The organism is Streptomyces hilarionis (genome assembly GCF_024539675.1).
GTDB classification, from domain to species: domain Bacteria; phylum Actinomycetota; class Actinomycetes; order Streptomycetales; family Streptomycetaceae; genus Streptomyces; species Streptomyces hilarionis.
Genome location: NZ_JAHHIT010000096.1, coordinates 16,324 through 35,807 on the forward strand (window position 1 = coordinate 16,324; position 19,484 = coordinate 35,807).

Consider the following 19,484-nt stretch of genomic DNA (forward strand, 5'->3'; position numbering starts at 1 on the left):
GGGGCGGCCGTGGCCGTGGCTCTCCCGCCCGCGCGCTACAGGACCGTCTCGGCCTCCTCGTAGCGCTGCACCGGAACCGTCTTGAGCGTCTCGACGGCCTCCGCCAGCGGCACCATGACGATGTCGGTGCCGCGCAGGGCGGTCATGTGACCGAACTCGCCCCGGTGCACGGCCTCCACCGCGTGCCAGCCGAACCGGGTGGCCAGCACCCGGTCGTAGGCGGTCGGCGTGCCGCCGCGCTGCACATGGCCCAGGATGACCGGCCGGGCCTCCTTGCCGAGCCGGGACTCCAGCTCGATGGAGAGCTGGCGGGCGATCCCGGCGAACCGCTCGTGCCCGTAGACGTCCTTGCCGCCCTCGTCGAAGACCATGCCGCCGGGCGCGGGCTTCGCGCCCTCCGCCGCGACGACGATCGCGAACCGCTTGCCCGCCTCGAAACGCGCGCCGACCCGGCGGGCCAGCTCCTCGATGTCGAAGGGCCGCTCCGGCACGACGATGGCGTGCGCGCCGGCCGCCATGCCGGAGTGCAGCGCTATCCAGCCGGTGTGCCGCCCCATGACCTCGACGACCAGCACCCGCTGGTGCGACTCGGCGGTGGTCTTCAGCCGGTCGAGGGCCTCGGTCGCCACGCCGACGGCCGTGTCGAAGCCGAAGGTCACGTCCGTGACGGCGATGTCGTTGTCGATGGTCTTCGGCACGCCCACGACGGGCAGCCCGCTGTCGGACATCAGCCGGGCGGCCTTGAGGGTCCCCTCGCCGCCGATCGGGATGATCGCGTCGAGGCCGAGCTCCTCGACATGGCCCCGGGCCCGCTCCACCCCGTCCCGCAGGTGCGAGGGCTGGACGCGCGAGGAACCGAGGATCGTGCCGCCGCGGGCGAGGATGCCGTTGACCGCGTCGAGGTCGAGCTTGAGGTAGTCGCACTCCAGGAGGCCCTTCCAGCCGTCCCGGAAGCCGATGACCTCGTCGCCGTGGTCGGCGACGGCGCGGTGCACGACGGACCGGATGACGGCGTTCAGGCCGGGGCAGTCGCCGCCGGACGTGAGGACACCAATGCGCATAGCCCGAAACAACCTTCTTCACGAGGGCCGGTCCGGACCACGCTGTCCGGCTCGAATCCCCGCCACCCTAGCGTCAGGAGGGGGCGGGGCCGAAGCACGCGTCCGCCTGCTGGACGTGCCTGCTCACCTGTGCGGACGCAGCGTCATACGGGCTGCTGACGGTGCCCTGAAAATCAGGTGAACATCCAGGTCACGCAGGCTGCTGGGCGGCCGCGATGCGCTCGTTGCGCAGCGCCTCGTACCAGCGGTCGTCGATCGGCGGCAGCGCGTTGACGTCGAGGGCCAGCTTCAGCAGCAGGTCCGCGATCAGCGGGTTGCGCGCCAGCACAGGACCGTGCATGTAGGTGCCGAACACCGTGTCGTTGTACGCGCCCTCGGTGCCGTCGCCGGTGCCGTTGCCCTTGCCGAGCGTCACACGGGCCAGGGGGCGGGCGGTCGGGCCGAGGTGGGTGATGCCCTGGTGGTTCTCGAACCCGGTCAGCGGGGGCAGGCCGAGCCGCGGGTCGATGTCCCCGAGGACGTCGCCGACGCAGCGCTCGCCCTCGCCGCGCGTCGTCGTCACGTCCAGCAGGCCGAGTCCGGGCTCGCGCTGGCCGAGGTCGTTGACGAACTCGTGGCCCAGGATCTGGTAGCCGGCGCAGACCGCGAACACGATCGCGCCGTTGTTCACCGCCTGGTACAGGTGCGCGTCCCGGCGCAGCCGCTCCGCCGCGAGGCGCTGCGGACGGTCCTCGCCGCCGCCGATGAGGTAGATGTCGCCGGAGGTCGGGATCGGCTGGTCGCTGCGCACGTCGAGCCGGGCCACGTCGAGCCCGCGCTGGCGGGCGCGCCGTTCGACGACGAGGGCGTTGCCCTGGTCGCCGTAGGTGCTCAGCAGGTCGGGGTAGATCCACACCAGCCGCAGTTGGTTGTCGCTCATGGGAATGGGATCGTCCTTAGGGTCAGTTGCCGACGCGGCGGCGGAGGTCCTGGAACGCCGTGTAGTTCGCGATGACCTCGATGCGGCCCGGCGGCGCCTGCTGCACGGCCTGGTCGAGGTTCTCGCACACCTGGAAGTGCTGGTTGGCGACCTCCAGGCGCACGGCCAGGTCCAGCTTGCGGTCGCCGACGACGAAGATCGGGTGGCCGGTCAGCCGGGTGTAGTCGACGTCCCACAGCCAGGAGGTGTCGGTGCCGTCGGCGCCGCGCGCGTTCACCGAGAGGATCACCGGGGTGGGCGGCGGATCGATCAGGCTGAACGTCTCTAGCCAGCCCGCGGGGTTCTTCGCCAGCAGCAGTCGCAGGTCACGGCCCTGGAACTGGACGACGTCGTACCGTCCGGCGACGGCCTGCACCGCGTACATCCGCTCCAGGGCCACCTGCGGCGGCACCCCGAAGACGGCGGCCACGGCGGCCGAGGAGGCGGCGTTGGCCTTGTTGGCGCGGCCCGGCAGTTGCAGGTGGATCGGCCAGGCCGAGCCGTGCGGGTCGAGGACGTGGTCGCCGCTGAGCGCCCAGCTGGGCGTCGGCCGGCGGAATCCGCACTCGCCGCAGAACCAGTCGTCGCCGGGACGCTGCATGACGCCGCCGCAGGACGGGCACGACCAGGCGTCGTCCTTCCACATCTGCCCGGCGGCGACCCAGACGACGTTGGGGGAGGAGGAGGCCGCCCACACCACCAGCGGGTCGTCGGCGTTGGCGACGACGACCGCCTTGGAACCGGCGAGGCCCTCGCGCCAGTTCTCCGCGAGCATGCGGGTCTCGGCGGCGCGGTCCAGCTGGTCGCGGGAGAGGTTGAGCAGCGCGATGCACTTGGGCGCGGTGTCGCGGGCGACGCCCGCGAGGTACTTCTCGTCGACCTCGATGACGCCGTAACGGGCCTCGGAGCCGCCCGCGAGGGCCGAGGTGATGCCGGCCGGCATGTTGGCGCCGAGCGCGTTGGACACGACCGGGCCGGCGGCGCGCAGCGCCTCGGCGATCAGCCGGGTGGTGGTGGTCTTGCCGTTCGTCGCCGAGACGAGGACCACGTCCAGGTTCTGGGCGAGCCTGGCGAGGAGGTCGGGGTCGAGCTTGAGCGCCACCCGGCCGCCGATCACCGAACCGCTGCCGCGCCCCGCGGCGCGCGACGCCGCCGCGACCGCCTTGCCGGCGGTCACGGCGATCTTGGCCCGCGGCGTGAGCGGGTCCGAGTTGCCTGCCATCAGTTCTCGATCCTCCTTGCGTACGCGCCGCGCCTCTGCCGTACGGCAACGTGGTAGGTGGTCAGCCTATCGAGATCCCCCCGCACTCCCGAATCCCGGGACCGCCTCCCGTCCGTGGACGGCATGCGCGTGTCAGGAAGGACCGTACCCTTGCCGGCATGCGACACCGCTCCATCCCGGGCGCCCACGGGCGCGTCCGGCCCCTCACCCTGCTCGGCGATCCCGTGCTGCACGCCCGTTGCGAGGACGTCACCGACTTCGGCCCCGAACTGGCCCGTCTCGTCGAGGACATGTTCGCCACGATGTACGCGGCCCGGGGGGTCGGCCTGGCGGCCAACCAGGTCGGCGTGCCCCTGCGGGTGTTCGTGTACGACTGTCCGGACGACGACGACGTCCGCCACCTGGGCCATGTGGTGAATCCGACGCCGGTCCGCACGGACGGCGTCGTGCTGCGCGGCCCGGAGGGCTGTCTGTCCCTGCCGGGCCTGGAGGCGGGGACGGAGCGCTACGACGAGGCGGTGGTCGAGGGCTTCACGGCGGCGGGGGAGCCGGTCACCGTGCGGGGCACCGGGTTCTTCGCCCGGTGCCTCCAGCACGAGGCCGACCACCTGGACGGCCGGGTGTACGCGGACCGGGTGACGGGTCTGCGCGCGCGCAGACTGGCCCGTCAGGTGCGCCGGGCCGCCTGGAGCGGATGAGCCCGCGCGCCGGGCGGCGCGGGGGCCCGGCGGCTCAGAAGCCGGGACCGCCGACCCTGTCGCCGGCCGCCGCGAGGCGGCCCCACAGCAGGTCGGCCAGGCTGCGCACCAGCTCCGCCCGGGAGCACGGCCGTTCGCCCAGCCACCAGTCGCCCGCCGCGTGCATCATCCCGACGATCCCGTGGCCCCAGACCCGGGCGAGCTGCTGACTGCCGGGCCCGAGGTCGAGGCGGTCCTCGATGACCTGGGCGAGTTCCTCGCCCATCCGGCGCAGCAGCGGGGCCGAGTGCTTGCCGACGTCGAACCCCTGCTCGCCGGCCGAGCCGTCGGAGGGGTGCATCAGGAACCGGTACACCTGTGGCCGGGCCTCGATGGCGGCCAGGTAGGTGTCGAGGGTCGCCTCGACCCGCTCGCGCCGTTCCGCCGGGGCGTCGAGGGCGGCGCGCAGCGAGTCCAGCAGCGCGTCGGTGTGCCGCTTGGCGAGGGCGGCGTACAGACCGCCCTTGTCGCCGAAGTGGCGGTAGAGGATGGGCTTGGTGATGCCGGCCTCGGCGGCGATGGCGTTCATCGAGGCCTGGGGGCCGTCGCGCAGCACCACCCGGTCGGCGGCCTCCAGCAGCTCGCGCCGTCGTCGGTCGGCGGACCGCTGTTGCTCGGTCCGCTGCGTGGTGTCCATGTGCTCTCCCCACCCGTGCTTGTTCGGTGACGCCTGCGCAAACTAACACCTGACAGCAGCCTGACATCGAACGGGCCGCAGGGCTCCGTGCCGTCATCAGGAGTTGACTTTTCCTACCGACGGGTAACAGACTCTCGAGTTACCGCTAGTAACACGCACGTTCCGCCGCTGGAGGGGACATGGCCGAGTTCACCATGGAGCTCAACGACGAACAGAAGGAGGTCCGGGACTGGCTGCACGGCTTCGCCGCCGACGTCATCCGCCCCGCGGCCGCCGAATGGGACGAGCGTGAGGAGACTCCCTGGCCGGTCATCCAGGAGGCCGCGAAGGTCGGCATCTACTCCCTCGACTTCTACGCGCAGCAGTACTTCGACGCCACCGGACTCGGCATCCCGATGGCCATGGAGGAGCTCTTCTGGGGCGACGCGGGCATCGCCCTGTCCATTGTGGGCACCGGCCTGGCCGCCGTGGGCGTTCTCGCCAACGGAACCGAGGAGCAGATCGGCACCTGGATCCCGCAGATGTACGGCGACGCGAACGACGTCAAGGTGGCCGCGTTCTGCTCCTCCGAACCCGACGCCGGTTCCGACGTCGCCTCCCTGCGCACCCGTGCCGTGTACGACGAGGCCAAGGACGAGTGGGTGCTGAACGGCACCAAGACCTGGGCGACCAACGGCGGCATCGCCAACGTCCACGTCGTCGTCGCCGCGGTGGACCCCGAACTGGGCTCCAAGGGGCACGCCTCGTTCATCGTCCCGCCGGGGACCCCGGGCCTGGCCCAGGGCCAGAAGTTCAAGAAGCACGGCATCCGCGCCTCGCACACCGCCGAGGTCGTCCTCGACGACGTGCGCGTCCCCGGCTCGTGCCTGCTGGGCGGCAAGGAGAAGCTGGACGAGCGGCTGGCGCGGGCGCGCGAGCGGGCGAAGTCGGGCGGCGAGCGGGTCAAGAACGCGGCGATGGCCACGTTCGAGGCCTCGCGCCCCGCGGTCGGCGCGATGGCGGTCGGCACCGCCCGCGCCGCCTACGAGGTGGCCCTCGACTACGCGAAGACGCGGCAGCAGTTCGGCCGCCCGATCATCGACAACCAGGGCGTCGCCTTCCAGCTCGCCGACATGCGCACCCAGATCGACGCCGCGCGTCTGCTGGTGTGGCGTGCCTCGTGGATGGCGGTCAACGGCAAGCCCTTCACGGCGGCCGAGGGCTCGATGTCGAAGCTGTACGCCAGCGAGACCGCGAAGAAGGTCACCGCGCAGGCGATCCAGATCCTCGGCGGCAACGGCTACACCCGCGAGTACCCGGTCGAGCGCATGCACCGCGACGCGGCGATCTACACGATCTTCGAGGGCACGAGCGAGATCCAGCGCCTGGTCATCGCCCGGACGCTCTCCGGGATGCCGATCCGGTAGGACGGCGGCCGCGGCGGCGGGCGCGTGGGGTCGGGCGGCGGAGCGGACCCCTACGGCGCGCCCCCGCTGCTGTGCGCGATGCAGGCCACGTCGATGCGGTCGGCCAGCTTGGCCAGTTCGATGGTCAGGGCGGCCACCGTGTCCTCGTCGAGACCGTCCGCGCCGGCCTCGACGAGATGCAGCCACCGCCCTCCCAGCGTGCGGAGCAGCTTGCTCACGTCGGCCGCGGCCACCTGAAGGGTCCCGCGGTCGTCGACGATCAGAGGCAGAGTCACTTCGCGGTTCACACCCGGGATCGTAGCCGCGCGGCGCTCACGCACCGTGCCAAACCGTGGTGATGTTGCAGAACTCCCGGATTCCGTGCCCCGACAGCTCACGGCCGTATCCGGACCGCTTCACCCCGCCGAAGGGGAACCCCGGATGGGACGCCGTCATGCCGTTGACGAACACCCCGCCGGCCTCCAGATCCCGGACGAAACGGTCGACCTCGGCCTCGTCGCGCGTCCACACGTTGGAACTCAGCCCGAACGGCGAGTCGTTGGCGATGAGGATCGCCTCGTCCAGGTCGGCCGCCCGGTACAGCGTCGCGACCGGCCCGAACGCCTCCTCCCGGTGGATGCGCATCTCGCGCGTGACACCGGCCAGGACGGTCGGCGGGTAGTACCAGCCGGGCCCGTCGGGGCGCTCGCCCCCGCACAGCACCGCGGCCCCGCTGCGCCGGGCGTCGTCCACCAGCTCCTCGAGGTCCGCGCGGCCCTGCTCGCTCGCCAGCGGCCCGACCTCCGTCTCCTCGGCCAGCGGGTCGCCGACCTTCAGCGCCGCCATGCCCGCCACGAACCGCTCGGCGAACGCGTCGTACACGTCCGTGTGAACGATGAACCGCTTGGCGGCGATGCACGACTGCCCGTTGTTCTGCACGCGCGCGGTCACCGCGACCTGCGCGGCGCGGTCGACGTCCGCCGAGGGCATGACCACGTACGGGTCGCTGCCGCCCAGCTCCAGCACCGTCTTCTTGATCATCTCCCCGGCGGTGGCGGCGACCGCCCGGCCCGCCGGCTCGCTCCCCGTCAGCGTCGCCGCCTTCACCCGCTCGTCGCGCAGCAGGGCGTCCACCGCCCCGGAGCCGACCAGCAGCGTCTGGAAGCAGCCCTCCGTGAAGCCCGCCCGGTGGAACAGGTCCTCCAGGTACAGCGCGGTCCGCGGGACGTTCGAGGCGTGCTTGAGCAGGCCCACGTTGCCCGCCATCAGCGCCGGCGCGGCGAACCGGACCACCTGCCACAGCGGGAAGTTCCAGGGCATCACCGCGAGCACCGGACCCAGCGGCCGGTAGCGGACCAGGGCCCGCGAGCCGCCGGAGTCCTTCACGTCGGCGGCGGCCGGCTCCTCGTCGGCGAGCAGCTCCTGCGCGTGCTCGGCGTACCAGCGCATCGCCTTGGCGCACTTCGCGGCCTCCGCGCGCGCCTGCTTCACCGGCTTGCCCATCTCGGTGGTCATGATCGTGCCGATGGCGCCCTGGTCCTCGTCGAGCAGGTCGGCGGCCCGGTTCAGCAGCCGGGCGCGTTCGGGATACGTCGTCGTCCGGTACGTGCGGAACGTGGCCTGCGCGAGCTGGAGCCGGCGTTCCAGCTCCTGCTCGTCCATGGCCTCGTACGTCCTGAGCGTCTCGCCGTTCGCCGGGTTCACCGTCGCGATGGGCATGACCGACCTCCTGAAGTGCTGGCTGTGCTTCGACCTTCCCGCGCCGGGCCCGGGGCCGCAACGCGTGCGCGTCCGCTCAGACCGAGTGCTCCGCCAGCCGGTCGAGAAACGCGGCCTGCGCCGTGACGATCACCTCGCGCGCCCGGTCCGGCCCGAACCAGGCCACCCGGTCGAGCTCGGGGAACTCCTGGAACCGCCCCGATCGCGGCGGCCACTCCATGACGAACGTGCCCGGGGTCACCGAGGCCGGGTCCAGGTCCGCCTCGACCGCCCATGCGGTGACGGTCTTGCCGCCCGCCTGCCGCACCTCGCCCAGCGCGATCGCCTCGCCCTCGGGCGGCGGCAGTCCCAGCTCCTCCCGGAACTCGCGGCGGGCCGCGTCCCAGGCCGGCTCACCGGGCTCGTACTCGCCCTTCGGGACGGTCCAGGCCCCGGCGTCCCTGCGCGCGAAGTACGGTCCGCCCATGTGGCCCAGCAGCACCTGCCACCCGTCGCCGGCGCGGCGGAACAGCAGCAGACCGGCGCTGCGCCGGGCAGCCGCCGGCGTCACGGGCGCACCTGGGGATGGGCGGCGAGCAGGGTCTCCACGGTGTCCGCCTCCTCGGGGCGCTTGTCCTCGCGGTAGCGCAGCACGCGCGCGAAGCGCAGGGTGACGCCGGCCGGGTAGCGGGTGGAGCGCTGTAGACCGTCGTAGGCGATCTCGACGACGAGTTCGGGCCGCACGGTCACGACGTACCCCGTCTCGTCCACGGCCAGCTCCCGCAGACGCTCCGTCTGCCAGGCGAGCATCGCGTCGGTCATGCCCTTGAACGTCTTGCCCAGCATCACGAAGCCGCCGTCCGCGGCGCGCGCGCCGAGGTGCAGATTGGAGAGCTTCCCGGTGCGCCGCCCGTGGCCCCACTCGGCGGCCAGCACCACGAGGTCGAGGGTGTGCACCGGCTTCACCTTCAGCCAGGACGCGCCCCGCCGCCCCGCGCTGTAGGGCGCGTCCAGGGCCTTGACGACCACGCCCTCGTGGCCGCGCAGCAGGGTCCGGCGGGAGAACTCCTCCGCGGCCTCGACGTCGTCGGGGCCGGAGACGACCGTGCGGCGCACCCGCATCGGCTCGGGAGCCAGCCGCGCCAGCTCCGCGTGCCGTTGCGCGAAGGGCAGGTCGAGCAGGTCCCGGCCGTCCACGGACAGGGCGTCGAAGAACACCGGGGAGACGGGCACCGCCTCGGCGGCCGCCGCCACGTCCACCCGGGAGCCGACGCGGCCGGCGGTCTCCTGGAAGGAGCGGGGTCGCCCCGCCTCGTCGAAGGCGATGACCTCCCCGTCCAGGACGAAGCGCGAGCCCGCCAACCGCCGTGCCGCCTCGGTCACTTCCGGCAGCCGGTCGGTGATGTCGTCGAGCGTGCGGGTGTAGAGACGGACCTCGTCGCCGTCGCGGTGCACCTGGACGCGGATGCCGTCCAGCTTCTCCTCCACCGCGCACGCGCCGAGTCTGCCGACCGCCTCGGTGACCGTGGCCGCGGTGTGCGCGAGCATCGGCAGCACCGGACGGCCGACGGTGAGCCGGAACGCCTCCAGCGCCGCCGGCCCCTCGCCGAGCAGGGCCCGGGCCACCGTCTGCAGCGACCCGGCCAGCATCACCGCCCGCCGCACGTCGGCGGCGGGCGCGCCGGTGGCCTGCGCCAGGCCCTCCACGGCGACGGCGTCCAGCGCGCCCTGGCGGACCTCGCCGGTGAGCAGACCGAGCAGGAAGCGCTGCTCCCCGGCGGTGGCCGCGCCCATCAGCTTCTCGACCAGCCGTACCCGTTCGGCCTGGGAGCCGGCGCCCTTCACCGCGCCCAGCTCGCTCAGCAGGGCGTCCACCTCGCGCACCGTGAGGGTCGGGGACCCGGCCGGGGCGACCGGACGGCCGAGCACCTTCCAGCCGACGCCCAGGCGGCCCTGGGGCAGCCGCCCGGCCAGGTACGGGATCACCAGGGGCACGTCGTCCGGCTCCGCGTCCCGGAAGAGTTCGGCGAGCAGGGCGATCTTGCGGGAGCGCGCCGAGGTGGCGGCGACCTCCCGGGACACGTCGGCGAGCCGGGTGAGCAACATGCAGCCATGGTGCAACGAGCCGCCGACGACGACACCCGGACGGCGGGGCCCCGGGACGGCCTCGCCACCGCTGCGGCCCGCCGACGCCGCCTACCGACGGCCTCCCGCGTCGAGGTCCGCCATCAGCAGTTCCAGGTTGATCGCCGCCCCCGCGCGGTAGCCGCGGCTGGCCGCGTTCACGATCTGCTCGGCGAATCCGGCGGCGTTGCCGGCCGCCCACAGGCCGGGCACGCTCGTCAGGCCGCGCTCGTCGGTCACCGGGTAGTCGCCGAAGGGCGTCCGGCTCGTCTCGGCCCCCAGCCGGACGGCGAGCCCGGTCCTCGGCACGGGCCGGGGCGCGACGAACAGCACCTCGCGCGCGTGCTCCCCGCCGTCCCCGGCGAGCCGGATCCCCGTGAGCCGGTCCTCCTCGACGACCAGTGCGGCCACCTCGCCCGGGACGACGTCCACCCCGGCCGTGTCCAGCCTGCGGCGGTCCTCGTCGGTCAGCTCCTCCTCGGCGAGCGTGTGCAGGAAGAGCGTGACGTCCTTGGACCACTGGGAGACGACCAGCGCCTGGTGGACGCTCGCCGGGGACGTGGCGAGTACGCCGAAGGCCCGGTCGCGGACCTCCCAGCCGTGGCAGTAGGGGCAGTGGAGCACGTCCCGCCCGAAGCGCTCGGCCAGGCCCGGCACGGGCGGGAGCTCGTCCGCCAGCCCGGTCGCGAGGACGAGCTGCCGGGCGCGCACCGTCCGGCCCTCCCCCGAGGGGGAGCCTCCCGCCAGCCGGACGGCGAAGCCGCCGTCGCCGCGGGTCACGTCCACCGCGCGGTCGCGGACCAGCTCCACGCCGTACCGTGCGATCTCCGCGCGGCCGACCGCGAGGAACTCGGCCGGGGACATGCCGTCCCGGGACAGGTAGCCGTGCAGGTGGGCGGCGGGCGCGTTGCGCGGCTCGCCGGCGTCGACGACCAGGGTCCGGCGCCGGGCCCGGCCCAGGACGAGCGCCGCCGACAGCCCCGCCGCCCCGCCGCCGACGACGACCACCTCGTACGTCGCGGCGTCCGCCGGGCTCCCGGCGCCGGCAGGGCTCCCCGCGTTCCCGGCGCCCCCGGCGCTCGCGGTCCGCTCTGTTCGCTTCGCCCGTTCTGTCTGATCCGCCCGCTCTGTCTGATCCGTCCGCTCGGTCACGGTGACCACCTCCGCCGTCACGGTCGCCGGACGGGTGCGGGATTGACAAACTTCTTTGCCGGTTCCGCAAGATGGGGGCATGACTACGGATGACGTGCTCGCGGAGGTCGGACCGAGGCTGCGCAGGCTCAGGAAGGAGCGGGAGGTGACGCTCGCGGCGTTGTCGGAGTCGACCGGCATCTCCGTCAGCACCCTCTCCCGGCTGGAGTCGGGGCTGCGCAGACCCAGCCTGGAGCTGCTCCTGCCGATCGCCCAGGCCCACCAGGTCCCGCTGGACGAACTGGTCGGGGCGCCGCCGGTGGGCGATCCCCGGGTGCGCAGCAGTCCGCTGGTGCGGCACGGGCGCACGTTCTGGCCGCTGTCCCGGCAGCCCGGCGGACTCCAGGCCTTCAAGGTGCTGGTGCCGCAGAGCGACGAGACGCCGGAGCCGCGCACCCACGAGGGCTACGAGTGGCTCTACGTGATGTCCGGGCGGCTGCGGGTGGTGCTGGCGGAGCACGACGTGGTGATGACCGCGGGGGAGGCCGCCGAGTTCGACACGCGTGTGCCGCACTGGTTCGGATCGACGGGCGAGGGACCCGCCGAGTTCCTCAGCCTCTTCGGGCCGCAGGGCGAGCGGATGCACGTGCGCGCGCGGCCGTCGAAGAGGTGACGCGCGCAACGGTTCCCCCGAGGGCAAGCGACCGCTTAGTATGCAGTCGACCAGGGTTCGACGACGCAGTCCCGTGGAGGCTCCGCATGCAGGCATGGCAGGTGCACGAGAACGGCGAGCCGAGCGAGGTGATGCGGCTCGCGGAGGTGGAGCGGCCCACGCCCGGCGACGGCCAGGTCCTGCTCAGGGTGCGTGCCGCCAACGTCAACTTCCCGGACGCGCTGATGGTCCGGGGCCACTACCAGGTGCAGCCCCCGCTGCCGTTCACCCCGGGCGTGGAGATCTGCGGCGAGACGGAGGACGGCCGCCGGGTGATCGCCAACCCGGCGCTGCCGCACGGCGGCTTCGCCGAGTACGCCCTCGCGGACGCCGCGGCCCTCCTTCCCGCCCCCGAGTCGCTGGACGACGCCGAGGCCGCCGCGCTGCACATCGGCTACCAGACCGGCTGGTTCGCCCTGCACCGCAGGGCGCGCCTGGAAGCCGGCGAGACGCTGCTCGTGCACGCCGCCGCGGGCGGCGTCGGCAGCGCGGCCGTCCAGCTCGGCAAGGCGGCCGGCGCGACCGTCATCGGCGTCGTGGGCGGGGCCGAGAAGGCCGCCGTCGCCCGGGAGCTCGGCTGCGACGCCGTGATCGACCGGCGCGCCGAGGACGTCGTCGGCGCGGTCAAGCAGGCCACCGCGGGCCGGGGCGCCGACGTCGTGTTCGACCCCGTCGGCGGCGAGGCCTACACCCAGTCCGCCAAGACGGTCGCCTTCGAGGGCCGCATCGTCGTCGTCGGCTTCGCGAGCGGGACCATCCCGAGTCCCGCGCTGAACCACGCCCTCGTCAAGAACTACTCGATCCTCGGCCTGCACTGGGGCCTGTACAACACCAGGAACCCCAAGCTCGTCCAGCACTGCCACGAACAGCTCACCGAGCTGGCCGCCCGGGGCGCGATCCGGCCGCTGGTCAGCGAGCGCGTGGCGCTCGACGGGGCCGCGGCCGCCGTGCAGCGCGTGGCCGACGGCGTCACCACGGGCCGGGTCGCCGTCGTACCGCAGAACGGAGCCGCCGCATGACCGACGCAGCCGAACTCGAGCGCCGCACCGCGCAGCTGCTGGCCGACCATCCGCCCGCCACGACCGCGCGGCAGGACTTCCTGACGGCCCGCTTCGACGCGGGCCTGGCCTGGGTGCACTATCCGCAGGGCCTGGGCGGCCTCGGCGCGCCCCGCTCCCTCCAGGCCGTCGTGGACGCCCGGCTGGAGGCCGCGGGCGCCCCCGACAACGACCCCCGGCGCATCGGCATCGGCCTCGGCATGGCCGCGCCCACGATCCTGAAGTACGGCACCGACGAGCAGAAGCAGCGCTTCCTGCGGCCCCTGTGGACGGGGGAGGAGGTCTGGTGCCAGCTCTTCAGCGAACCCGGCGCCGGCTCCGACCTGGCCGCCCTCGGCACCCGCGCGGTCCGGCAGGACGGCGGCGACTGGGTCGTCAACGGCCAGAAGGTGTGGACCTCCAGCGCCCATGCGGCCCGCTGGGCCATCCTCATCGCCCGCACCGACCCGGACGTGCCCAAGCACGCGGGCATCACCTACTTCCTGTGCGACATGAGCGACCCCGGCGTCGAGGTCCGGCCGCTGCGCCAGATCACCGGCGAGGCCGAGTTCAACGAGGTCTTCCTCACCGACGTCCGCATCCCCGACGCGCGCCGGCTCGGCGAGGTCGGCGACGGCTGGCGGGTCGCGCAGACCACCCTGAACAACGAGCGCGTCGCCATCGGCGGCATGCGGCTGCCCCGCGAGGGCGGCATGATCGGCCCGGTCGCGCGGACCTGGCGCGAGCGTCCCGAACTGCGCACCCACGACCTGCACCAGCGCCTGCTGAAGCTCTGGGTCGAGGCGGAGGTGGCCCGGCTCACCGGCGAACGTCTGCGCCAGCAGCTCGCCCAGGGCCAGCCCGGCCCCGAGGGCGCCGGCATGAAGCTCGCCTTCGCCCGTCTCAACCAGGAGATCAGCGGCCTGGAGGTGGAACTGCGCCGCGAGGAGGGCCTGTTGTACGACGACTGGACGATGCGCCGCCCGGAGCTCGTGGACTTCACCGGCCGGGACGCCGGGTACCGCTACCTGCGCTCCAAGGGCAACAGCATCGAGGGCGGGACCAGCGAGGTCCTGCTGAACATCGTCGCCGAGCGCGTCCTGGGCCTGCCCTCCGAGCCGCGCACCGACAAGGACGTCGCATGGAAGGACCTGGCCCGGTGAACACTCAGCCCGACCTGCTGTACTCGCAGGAGGAGGAGGCGCTGCGCGCCGCCGTCCGGGACCTGCTCGCCGACCACTGCGACGCGCCCGGCGTCATCGCCCGCACGGAGTCCGCGGCCCCGCACGACCTGTCGGCCTGGAAGGCGCTCGCCGACGGCATGGGCCTCGCCGGTCTGCTGGTGCCCGAGGCGCTGGGCGGCCAGGGCGCCACCCACCGCGAGGCGGCCGTCGTCCTGGAGGAGCTGGGCCGGGCGGTCGCGCCGGTGCCCTATCTGACGAGCGCGGTGGTCGCCACCGAGGCCCTGCTGGAATGCGGGGACGACGAACTGCTCGGCCTGCTCGCCTCCGGGCGGACGATCGGCGCGCTGGCCGTCGGCCTGCACCTCGCGCCGGACGCGGCCCACCCGGTCGCGCACGTCGAGAACGGCGTCCTGCGCGGGGAGCTGACCGGCGTCGCCGACGCGGTCGTCGCCGACGTGCTGCTCGTGCCCGGCGACGACGGCGCCCTGTACGCCGTGCGGGCGCAGGACGCGACGATCACCCCGCAGACCTCGTTCGACCTCACCCGGCCCCTCGCCACGGTCACCCTGACCGACGCGCCCGGCCGTCGTCTCGGCGACGCCGGACCCGCCGTGCGCCGGGCGCTGCGGGCCGGCGCGGGCCTGCTCGCATCCGAACAACTCGGTCTCGCCGACTGGGCGTTGACCGAGACCGTGCGCTACCTGAAGGAGCGCAAGCAGTTCAACCGGCCCGTCGGCGGCTTCCAGGCGCTCAAGCACCGGCTGGCCCAGCTCTGGCTGGAGGTCGTCAACCTGCGCGCCGCCGCCCGGGCCGCGGCCGACGCGCTCGCCGCAGGGGAGGCCTGCGACGAGACGTCCGTGGCGGTCGCCGTCGCCCAGGCCTACGCGGCCCCCGTGGCCGTCCGGGCCGCCGAGGAGGCGCTGCAACTGCACGCCGGCATCGGCATGACCTGGGAACACCCCGTGCACCTGTACCTGAAGCGGGCCAAGGCCGACTCGATCGCCTACGGCACGGCGGGCGCCCATCGTGCGGCACTGGCCGATCTGGTCGGTCTGCAAGCACCCTGACCGCCGGCCGGTGAAGCCCGCCCCCACCCGGGGCGGGCTTCTTCGCGCGCCCGCGCCGAAGGCGTGAACGGGCAGCGGCGGTCCGGCCAACTCCTCGTGCACAGAGGTTCGTTGACACCCCGTCCGCCGCATACTCCCTGTGGTCCGCACCCACCCGCAGGGAGGCAGCACATGGCCCTCGTCACCCGCCGCAGCGCCCTCACCGCGTTCGGCGCCACGCTCGCGACCGTCCTGACCCCGGCCGCGGGCACCGCGTCCGCCGACGAACGCGCCCCTCGCGCACGCCCGTTGTGGCGCGCCCACGCCCACAACGACTACGCGCACCCCCGCCCTCTCCTCGACGCGCTCGACCACCGCTTCGGCAGCGTCGAGGCCGACGTCCATCTCGTCGACGGCCGGCTCCTCGTCGCCCACGACCCGGCCGACCTCGACCCCTCCCGCACCCTGGAGTCCCTCTACCTCGCCCCGCTGGCCGCCCGGGTGCGGGCAGGCCGCGGCGCGGTGTACCCCGGTCACCGCCGTCCGCTCCAGCTGCTGGTCGACATCAAGACCGAGGGGGCCGCCGCCTACCGGCAGCTCGACCGCGAACTGCGGCGCTACGCGCCCCTGTTCACGACCTGGGCGAAGGGCCGCATCCACGCGGGCCCGGTCACCGCCGTCGTCTCCGGCGACCGCGCGGCCCGCGTCCCGATGCAGGACCAGACCGTCCGCCGGGCCTTCTACGACGGCAGGCTCGCCGATCTCGGCACGTCCGAGGCCTCGTTCGCCTCCCTGATCAGCGACAACTGGACGCTCCACTTCACCTGGTCCGGCCTCGGGGCCTTCCCCGAGGCGGAGCGGCGACGGCTGCGCGCCCTCGTGCGCACCGCCCACGCGCGCGGGCAGCAGGTGCGCTTCTGGGCCACCCCGGACGTGGCCGGTCCCGCCCGGGACGCCGTGTGGGCCGCACTCCTCGACGCCGGCGTGGACTACCTCAACACCGACGACCTGGCCGGCCTGGAAGCCTTCCTGGACGCCCGCCGGACGCCGTAGCGCCCGTCTGACACCACTCGTTCGGCGGACGGCTCTCCAGCACGGCGGAACCCTCCTTTACGCCACACTTACGGCCGAACGCCGTGAAAGCGGACGTGGTGGAGGAGGTTGACGGTGGCCATTTCGATTTCCGCGGTGCTGTTGCTCGCGGTCCTGGCGATGATCTTCACGCGCAACGGCGGCCTGAAGGTCTCCCATGCGCTGGTCTGTCTGCTGCTCGGGTTCCTGCTGGCCGGCACCAGCATGGCGCCCACCATCCACAGCGGCCTCACGGCGACCGCCGACATCGTCGGCAGCCTTCGACCGTGAGGCCCCGCCGGGGCGCCGGCGTCACCGGGTGAAGACCCCGATGCCGTTGGGCACCGGACGCTCCGACCCGTCGGACGGATGGTTGCGCACCGCGACCCGGGCCGCGCCCGGCCGACGGGCCACCAGGGTCGAGGATCCGCCGCCGTCCAGGCTGAAGCCCTCGCCGGCGCCGAGGTCCCGCAACGCGGCGGCGACCTCGGCGACGGTCAGGCCCCGGCGGTACGCGGCGGCTCCGTCCAGTGCCAGCAGGAACACCCGCCTCCCGCCCGCGGCGATGCCCACGGCCGTGCGCACGGCCGACCGCGAGGCGTCGAGACCGGAGAGCGGCTCACCGCCCGACAGCAGGGGATACCCCCCGACGGCGAAGGCGTACGCCGACCGCGACGCCGACCTCAGCGCGTAGTGAACCGTCACCCGTTGGCCCGCCACGAGCCGCCTCAGACGCCGCGCGCCCGCCTCCCGTCCGAGGAGGACCGTCGTGCCGACCGCGACGGCCCCGCCGCCGGGCGCCGCCGAGGCGGAGACGACCCGGCCCCGTCTGAGCGTCACCTCGTAGGTGCGCGTGGTGCATGCCCCGGCCCGCGCGACGTCCGTGCCGCAGGCGGCCCGCCGGCGCGAGACGCCGCCCCAGTCCGAGGTGTACGCGCCGACGGAGTTCTCGGGCAGCGCGTACTGGTTGACGCCGCCCAGCGGCAGCCGCCGGCCCGCGGCGGCGTACCACCCGTCCAGGGTCAGGCTGTCCAGCCGCGCCCTGCCGTCGGTCCCCACGCCGACCACGGCCCTGGTGTTCGTGCCCGGAGGCGGCGGGGGCCCGAACCGCTGCGCGTCGGGGACGGCCCCCTTGAGGGCGCGGCCGTTCGCGACGGCCGGGCCCACGCTCGACCCGGTCGCCTCGACACCCGGGTGCTGCGCCTCGGAGATGTCGAAGAAGTCGCCGTTGACGCCGGCGACGGCCCCCTGCCGGTCGGCCAGCGCGGAGAGCGGCGCGCGGGACGCGACCGCCCCCGGGTACAACAGACCCAGCCGCACACGGGGGTTGGCGAGATCGACGTCGAGCACGTGCGCGCGCGCCGTCCCGGCGGCCCCCCTCAGGTCGTACTGCCGGTACGACACGCCCGCCGCCACCTGGGTCGCGGTCCCGGCCGGGGTGGCGGCGTCGGCCGGGACCGTCCCCGCGAGCGTCGCGCCGGCCGTCACGCCCAGCGCGACGAGCAGGGCCAGAGACCTTCCGCGGACCCGGGACCGCTGGTGACGCCGCGTCATGGACCCCCCCTGGGTTGATCGGGGCGCAACTGTCTCAGAGACGCGGGAACGACCGGCGGGGAGTCGGTGTGAAGACCACGGAACGGGTGAGGAAACCCACGATTGCGGGTGGCCCGCTCCGCCGTTCGGCCGTGCCGCACGGCGGGTTGTGCTAGGCCGTTGTCGCGACGGGACCCTGCCCGACGCCGGCGGCGGGCCTCAGCGCGCGGCGGGCCGGTCCGGCGGCGGCGCCGCGTAGCAGTTCAGCAGCACGCTGCGTGCCGGACCCCACTGCTGGACGACGCTGCCGAGGCCCTGCCACCCCAGTCGCTCGTAGAACGCCGCCGCCGGGTCCGCGGCGACCACGTCCAGGACCGGATGCAGCCCGCGGGCCCGCGCCGTCCCCACGGCCCGTTCCAGCAGGGCCGCGCCGATCCCGTGCCCGCGGGCGGCGGGGGAGACGTACAGCCGGCTGACGACCGCGGGGGCCGGCCGGTCCGGACGGCCGCTCCACAGGGCCGCCGCCGCGTCCCCCTCGTCGGCCGCGCACAGCGCGACGTGCCCGACGACCAGCCCGTGCAGTTCGGCCGCCCAGCCCGCGAGCAGTGTGGCCGGAGTCAGCCAGGCGGCGGGGCGTTCGGGCCAGTCGACCGGGTAGCCGCTGTGCTCGTGGACGAGGGCCAGGGCCGCCACGCAGGCGTCGAGGTCGGCCGCCCGGCGGGGCCGGACGACGGCGGAGGGCGGGCCCGCGGGGTCAGTCATCGCCGCCCGCCCCTGCGGCGAAGGCGGCGAAACGGGCCGGGGCGTGATCGATCGGCAGATCGGGACGCCACGCGGTGAGGGACTGGGCGCTGCACACGAACAGCGACGGCGGCAGCCCGTCCAGCGGGTACCAGCGCCAGTCGCCGACGCTCTCGCCGGGCTGGTCGGCCGGCTCGCCCTCCCAGGCCGTGACGACGGCGCCGACCGTCATCCGCACGACCCCGCCGACCTGGTCGAGGAGCGTGCCCAGCAGGCGCACGTCCGACGGCGCCACGCGCAGGCCGGTCTCCTCGCGCACCTCGCGCACGACCGTCTCGCGGAGCGACTCCCCGGGCTCCACCGTGCCGCCCGGCAGCTCCCAGGTGCCCCCGCGGTGCCGGCCCAGGAGAAGCCCCCGCGGGCCGTGCAGGATGGCGCCGACGCCGAGCGTCGCGTGCGCGGCCGGCGGACGCCCGGCGCGGGGGCGGGCCCGGACGCGTTCCGGCCGCCGCGCCCGGTAGACGCGGTAGGCGGCCGCGTCGCCCGGGTCGGGCGACGCCACCGTCACGACGTCCTCGACCGTCAGCCCGTGGTCGGCGAGCAGCGCCTCCCACACCTCGGGGGCGGGCGCCCACCTGTGGACCGTCGTCTCCCCGCCGCCCGCGAACCGCAGGGTCTCGGGCCGTGCCGCCAGGTCCGGACTCGGGCCCTCGCCCGCGGAGTCGGCGTGCGGCGCGGAGAAGCAGAGCGTCCCGCCGGGGGCCAGCGCGGTCGCCAGGGCGGGCAGCAGCCGGCGCGGGTCGACGAACGGCACGGCGTTCACGGAGTAGATCACGTCGTACGGCCCCGCCTCCCGCAGATGCGCCACGGCGTCGGCGTGGATCAGGCGCAGCCCCGGCAGAGCGCCGTAACGGGCCCCGGCCCGCTCGATCTGGCCCGCCGACGCGTCGACGGCGTCCACGACCGCGCCGTGCGCGCGCACGAGGTGCGCGGCGTGCCGCCCCGTGCCGCAGCCGAGGTCCAGGACGCGCCGGCCCCTCAGCTCGCCGAGGAAGGCGTCGTCCGGCCCCGCGTCACGGACTCCCCAGTCGATCCGCTGCGCCTCGTCCGGCACGGTGCCGCGTCGCAGATGGTGTGCCGCATAGGCCTGCCAGGCCGCGGCGTTGGCCGCCTCGGGTCCGTCGGGGGCGGGGGCAGGGGTCATGGG

The 19,484-nt window shown here is 74.3% G+C and carries 20 protein-coding genes; 8 read left to right on the forward strand and 12 right to left on the reverse strand.

The annotated features are described in order from the left end of the window. Window positions 1-35: 35 nt before the first annotated feature. The 3 genes from KMS84_RS23410 to KMS84_RS23420 form a co-directional block, all read right to left on the reverse strand. On the reverse strand, window positions 36-1,061 hold the full coding sequence (locus KMS84_RS23410) for a 6-phosphofructokinase (protein ID WP_256918395.1): 1,026 nt from the start codon (window positions 1,059-1,061) through the stop codon (window positions 36-38). A gap of 190 nt (window positions 1,062-1,251) precedes the next feature. Then, window positions 1,252-1,980, reverse strand: a complete 729-nt coding sequence (locus KMS84_RS23415; protein ID WP_256918396.1) for a type 1 glutamine amidotransferase — start codon at window positions 1,978-1,980, stop codon at window positions 1,252-1,254. Between the two features lie 22 nt (window positions 1,981-2,002). Continuing rightward, entirely contained in the window at window positions 2,003-3,241 is a 1,239-nt protein-coding gene (locus KMS84_RS23420; protein ID WP_069772720.1) for a MurT ligase domain-containing protein, read from the reverse strand. Between the two features lie 158 nt (window positions 3,242-3,399). Between KMS84_RS23420 and def the strand changes: the two genes are divergently transcribed. Further along, the gene (gene def / locus KMS84_RS23425) at window positions 3,400-3,939 is read left to right on the forward strand and encodes a peptide deformylase (protein ID WP_256918397.1); all 540 of its coding nucleotides are present in this window, start codon (window positions 3,400-3,402) and stop codon (window positions 3,937-3,939) included. 34 nt (window positions 3,940-3,973) lie between these two features. Here the strand turns inward: def and KMS84_RS23430 are convergent, their stop codons facing one another. Further along, entirely contained in the window at window positions 3,974-4,615 is a 642-nt protein-coding gene (locus KMS84_RS23430) for a TetR/AcrR family transcriptional regulator (protein ID WP_256918398.1), read from the reverse strand. A 179-nt stretch (window positions 4,616-4,794) separates the two neighbouring features. Here KMS84_RS23430 and KMS84_RS23435 point away from each other — a divergent pair, with 179 nt between their 5' ends. Further along, window positions 4,795-6,021, forward strand: a complete 1,227-nt coding sequence (locus KMS84_RS23435; protein ID WP_256918399.1) for an acyl-CoA dehydrogenase family protein — start codon at window positions 4,795-4,797, stop codon at window positions 6,019-6,021. 50 nt (window positions 6,022-6,071) lie between these two features. On the opposite strand, the gene KMS84_RS23440 is transcribed toward KMS84_RS23435, so the two are convergent. The 5 genes from KMS84_RS23440 to KMS84_RS23460 all read right to left on the reverse strand — a co-directional run bounded on the left by KMS84_RS23440 (window position 6,072) and on the right by KMS84_RS23460 (window position 10,830). Continuing rightward, window positions 6,072-6,308, reverse strand: a complete 237-nt coding sequence (locus tag KMS84_RS23440) for a DUF6213 family protein (protein ID WP_028807142.1) — start codon at window positions 6,306-6,308, stop codon at window positions 6,072-6,074. A gap of 25 nt (window positions 6,309-6,333) precedes the next feature. After that, window positions 6,334-7,719, reverse strand: a complete 1,386-nt coding sequence (locus KMS84_RS23445) for an NADP-dependent succinic semialdehyde dehydrogenase (RefSeq protein WP_256918400.1) — start codon at window positions 7,717-7,719, stop codon at window positions 6,334-6,336. A 76-nt stretch (window positions 7,720-7,795) separates the two neighbouring features. Continuing rightward, a complete protein-coding gene (locus KMS84_RS23450) occupies window positions 7,796-8,269 on the reverse strand; it encodes an NUDIX hydrolase (RefSeq protein ID WP_256918401.1) in 474 nt (157 codons plus the stop codon). Further along, window positions 8,266-9,804 (reverse strand): ATP-dependent DNA ligase, encoded by a 1,539-nt coding sequence (locus KMS84_RS23455; RefSeq protein WP_256918402.1) that lies wholly within the window; start codon window positions 9,802-9,804, stop codon window positions 8,266-8,268. The genes KMS84_RS23450 and KMS84_RS23455 overlap by 4 nt, the downstream gene beginning before the upstream one ends. A 90-nt stretch (window positions 9,805-9,894) precedes the next feature. Then, complete coding sequence (locus KMS84_RS23460) at window positions 9,895-10,830, reverse strand: NAD(P)/FAD-dependent oxidoreductase (protein ID WP_256918410.1); 936 nt, start codon at window positions 10,828-10,830, stop codon at window positions 9,895-9,897. Between the two features lie 223 nt (window positions 10,831-11,053). On the opposite strand from KMS84_RS23460, the gene KMS84_RS23465 reads away from it, so the two are divergent. From KMS84_RS23465 to KMS84_RS23490, 6 genes are all read left to right on the forward strand, one after another. Next, on the forward strand, window positions 11,054-11,626 hold the full coding sequence (locus tag KMS84_RS23465) for a helix-turn-helix domain-containing protein (protein ID WP_256918403.1): 573 nt from the start codon (window positions 11,054-11,056) through the stop codon (window positions 11,624-11,626). A gap of 86 nt (window positions 11,627-11,712) precedes the next feature. Further along, a complete protein-coding gene (locus KMS84_RS23470; RefSeq protein ID WP_256918404.1) occupies window positions 11,713-12,684 on the forward strand; it encodes an NADPH:quinone oxidoreductase family protein in 972 nt (323 codons plus the stop codon). Next, window positions 12,681-13,865, forward strand: a complete 1,185-nt coding sequence (locus tag KMS84_RS23475; protein ID WP_256918405.1) for an acyl-CoA dehydrogenase family protein — start codon at window positions 12,681-12,683, stop codon at window positions 13,863-13,865. The genes KMS84_RS23470 and KMS84_RS23475 overlap by 4 nt, the downstream gene beginning before the upstream one ends. Next, entirely contained in the window at window positions 13,862-14,953 is a 1,092-nt protein-coding gene (locus KMS84_RS23480) for an acyl-CoA dehydrogenase family protein (protein ID WP_256918406.1), read from the forward strand. Before KMS84_RS23475 ends, KMS84_RS23480 begins: the two co-directional genes overlap by 4 nt. 171 nt (window positions 14,954-15,124) lie before the next feature. Further along, on the forward strand, window positions 15,125-15,985 hold the full coding sequence (locus tag KMS84_RS23485; protein WP_256918407.1) for a phosphatidylinositol-specific phospholipase C/glycerophosphodiester phosphodiesterase family protein: 861 nt from the start codon (window positions 15,125-15,127) through the stop codon (window positions 15,983-15,985). A 114-nt stretch (window positions 15,986-16,099) separates the two neighbouring features. Next, window positions 16,100-16,294 carry a hypothetical protein gene (locus tag KMS84_RS23490; RefSeq protein ID WP_256909477.1) on the forward strand — a complete coding sequence of 65 codons (195 nt, stop codon included), beginning with the start codon at window positions 16,100-16,102 and terminating at the stop codon, window positions 16,292-16,294. A 21-nt stretch (window positions 16,295-16,315) separates the two neighbouring features. On the opposite strand, the gene KMS84_RS23495 is transcribed toward KMS84_RS23490, so the two are convergent. The 3 genes from KMS84_RS23495 to KMS84_RS23505 all read right to left on the reverse strand — a co-directional run bounded on the left by KMS84_RS23495 (window position 16,316) and on the right by KMS84_RS23505 (window position 19,481). Then, entirely contained in the window at window positions 16,316-17,557 is a 1,242-nt protein-coding gene (locus KMS84_RS23495; RefSeq protein ID WP_256918408.1) for a phosphodiester glycosidase family protein, read from the reverse strand. 198 nt (window positions 17,558-17,755) lie between these two features. Next, on the reverse strand, window positions 17,756-18,298 hold the full coding sequence (locus tag KMS84_RS23500) for a GNAT family N-acetyltransferase (protein ID WP_256918409.1): 543 nt from the start codon (window positions 18,296-18,298) through the stop codon (window positions 17,756-17,758). After that, complete coding sequence (locus KMS84_RS23505; protein WP_256918411.1) at window positions 18,291-19,481, reverse strand: NUDIX domain-containing protein; 1,191 nt, start codon at window positions 19,479-19,481, stop codon at window positions 18,291-18,293. The genes KMS84_RS23500 and KMS84_RS23505 overlap by 8 nt, the downstream gene beginning before the upstream one ends. Window positions 19,482-19,484 lie beyond the last annotated feature (3 nt).

Bases quoted from the DNA above. Each gene is read 5' to 3' on its own strand.
- KMS84_RS23410 (WP_256918395.1), bottom strand. From the start codon at position 1,061: ATGCGCATTGGTGTCCTCACGTCCGGCGGCGACTGCCCCGGCCTGAAC.
- def (WP_256918397.1), top strand. From the start codon at position 3,400: ATGCGACACCGCTCCATCCCGGGCGCCCACGGGCGCGTCCGGCCCCTC.
- KMS84_RS23485 (WP_256918407.1), top strand. From the start codon at position 15,125: ATGGCCCTCGTCACCCGCCGCAGCGCCCTCACCGCGTTCGGCGCCACG.
- KMS84_RS23430 (WP_256918398.1), bottom strand. From the start codon at position 4,615: ATGGACACCACGCAGCGGACCGAGCAACAGCGGTCCGCCGACCGACGA.
- KMS84_RS23475 (WP_256918405.1), top strand. From the start codon at position 12,681: ATGACCGACGCAGCCGAACTCGAGCGCCGCACCGCGCAGCTGCTGGCC.
- KMS84_RS23445 (WP_256918400.1), bottom strand. From the start codon at position 7,719: ATGCCCATCGCGACGGTGAACCCGGCGAACGGCGAGACGCTCAGGACG.
- KMS84_RS23495 (WP_256918408.1), bottom strand. From the start codon at position 17,557: ATGACGCGGCGTCACCAGCGGTCCCGGGTCCGCGGAAGGTCTCTGGCC.
- KMS84_RS23420 (WP_069772720.1), bottom strand. From the start codon at position 3,241: ATGGCAGGCAACTCGGACCCGCTCACGCCGCGGGCCAAGATCGCCGTG.
- KMS84_RS23465 (WP_256918403.1), top strand. From the start codon at position 11,054: ATGACTACGGATGACGTGCTCGCGGAGGTCGGACCGAGGCTGCGCAGG.
- KMS84_RS23435 (WP_256918399.1), top strand. From the start codon at position 4,795: ATGGCCGAGTTCACCATGGAGCTCAACGACGAACAGAAGGAGGTCCGG.
- KMS84_RS23500 (WP_256918409.1), bottom strand. From the start codon at position 18,298: ATGACTGACCCCGCGGGCCCGCCCTCCGCCGTCGTCCGGCCCCGCCGG.
- KMS84_RS23455 (WP_256918402.1), bottom strand. From the start codon at position 9,804: ATGTTGCTCACCCGGCTCGCCGACGTGTCCCGGGAGGTCGCCGCCACC.
- KMS84_RS23470 (WP_256918404.1), top strand. From the start codon at position 11,713: ATGCAGGCATGGCAGGTGCACGAGAACGGCGAGCCGAGCGAGGTGATG.
- KMS84_RS23415 (WP_256918396.1), bottom strand. From the start codon at position 1,980: ATGAGCGACAACCAACTGCGGCTGGTGTGGATCTACCCCGACCTGCTG.
- KMS84_RS23505 (WP_256918411.1), bottom strand. From the start codon at position 19,481: ATGACCCCTGCCCCCGCCCCCGACGGACCCGAGGCGGCCAACGCCGCG.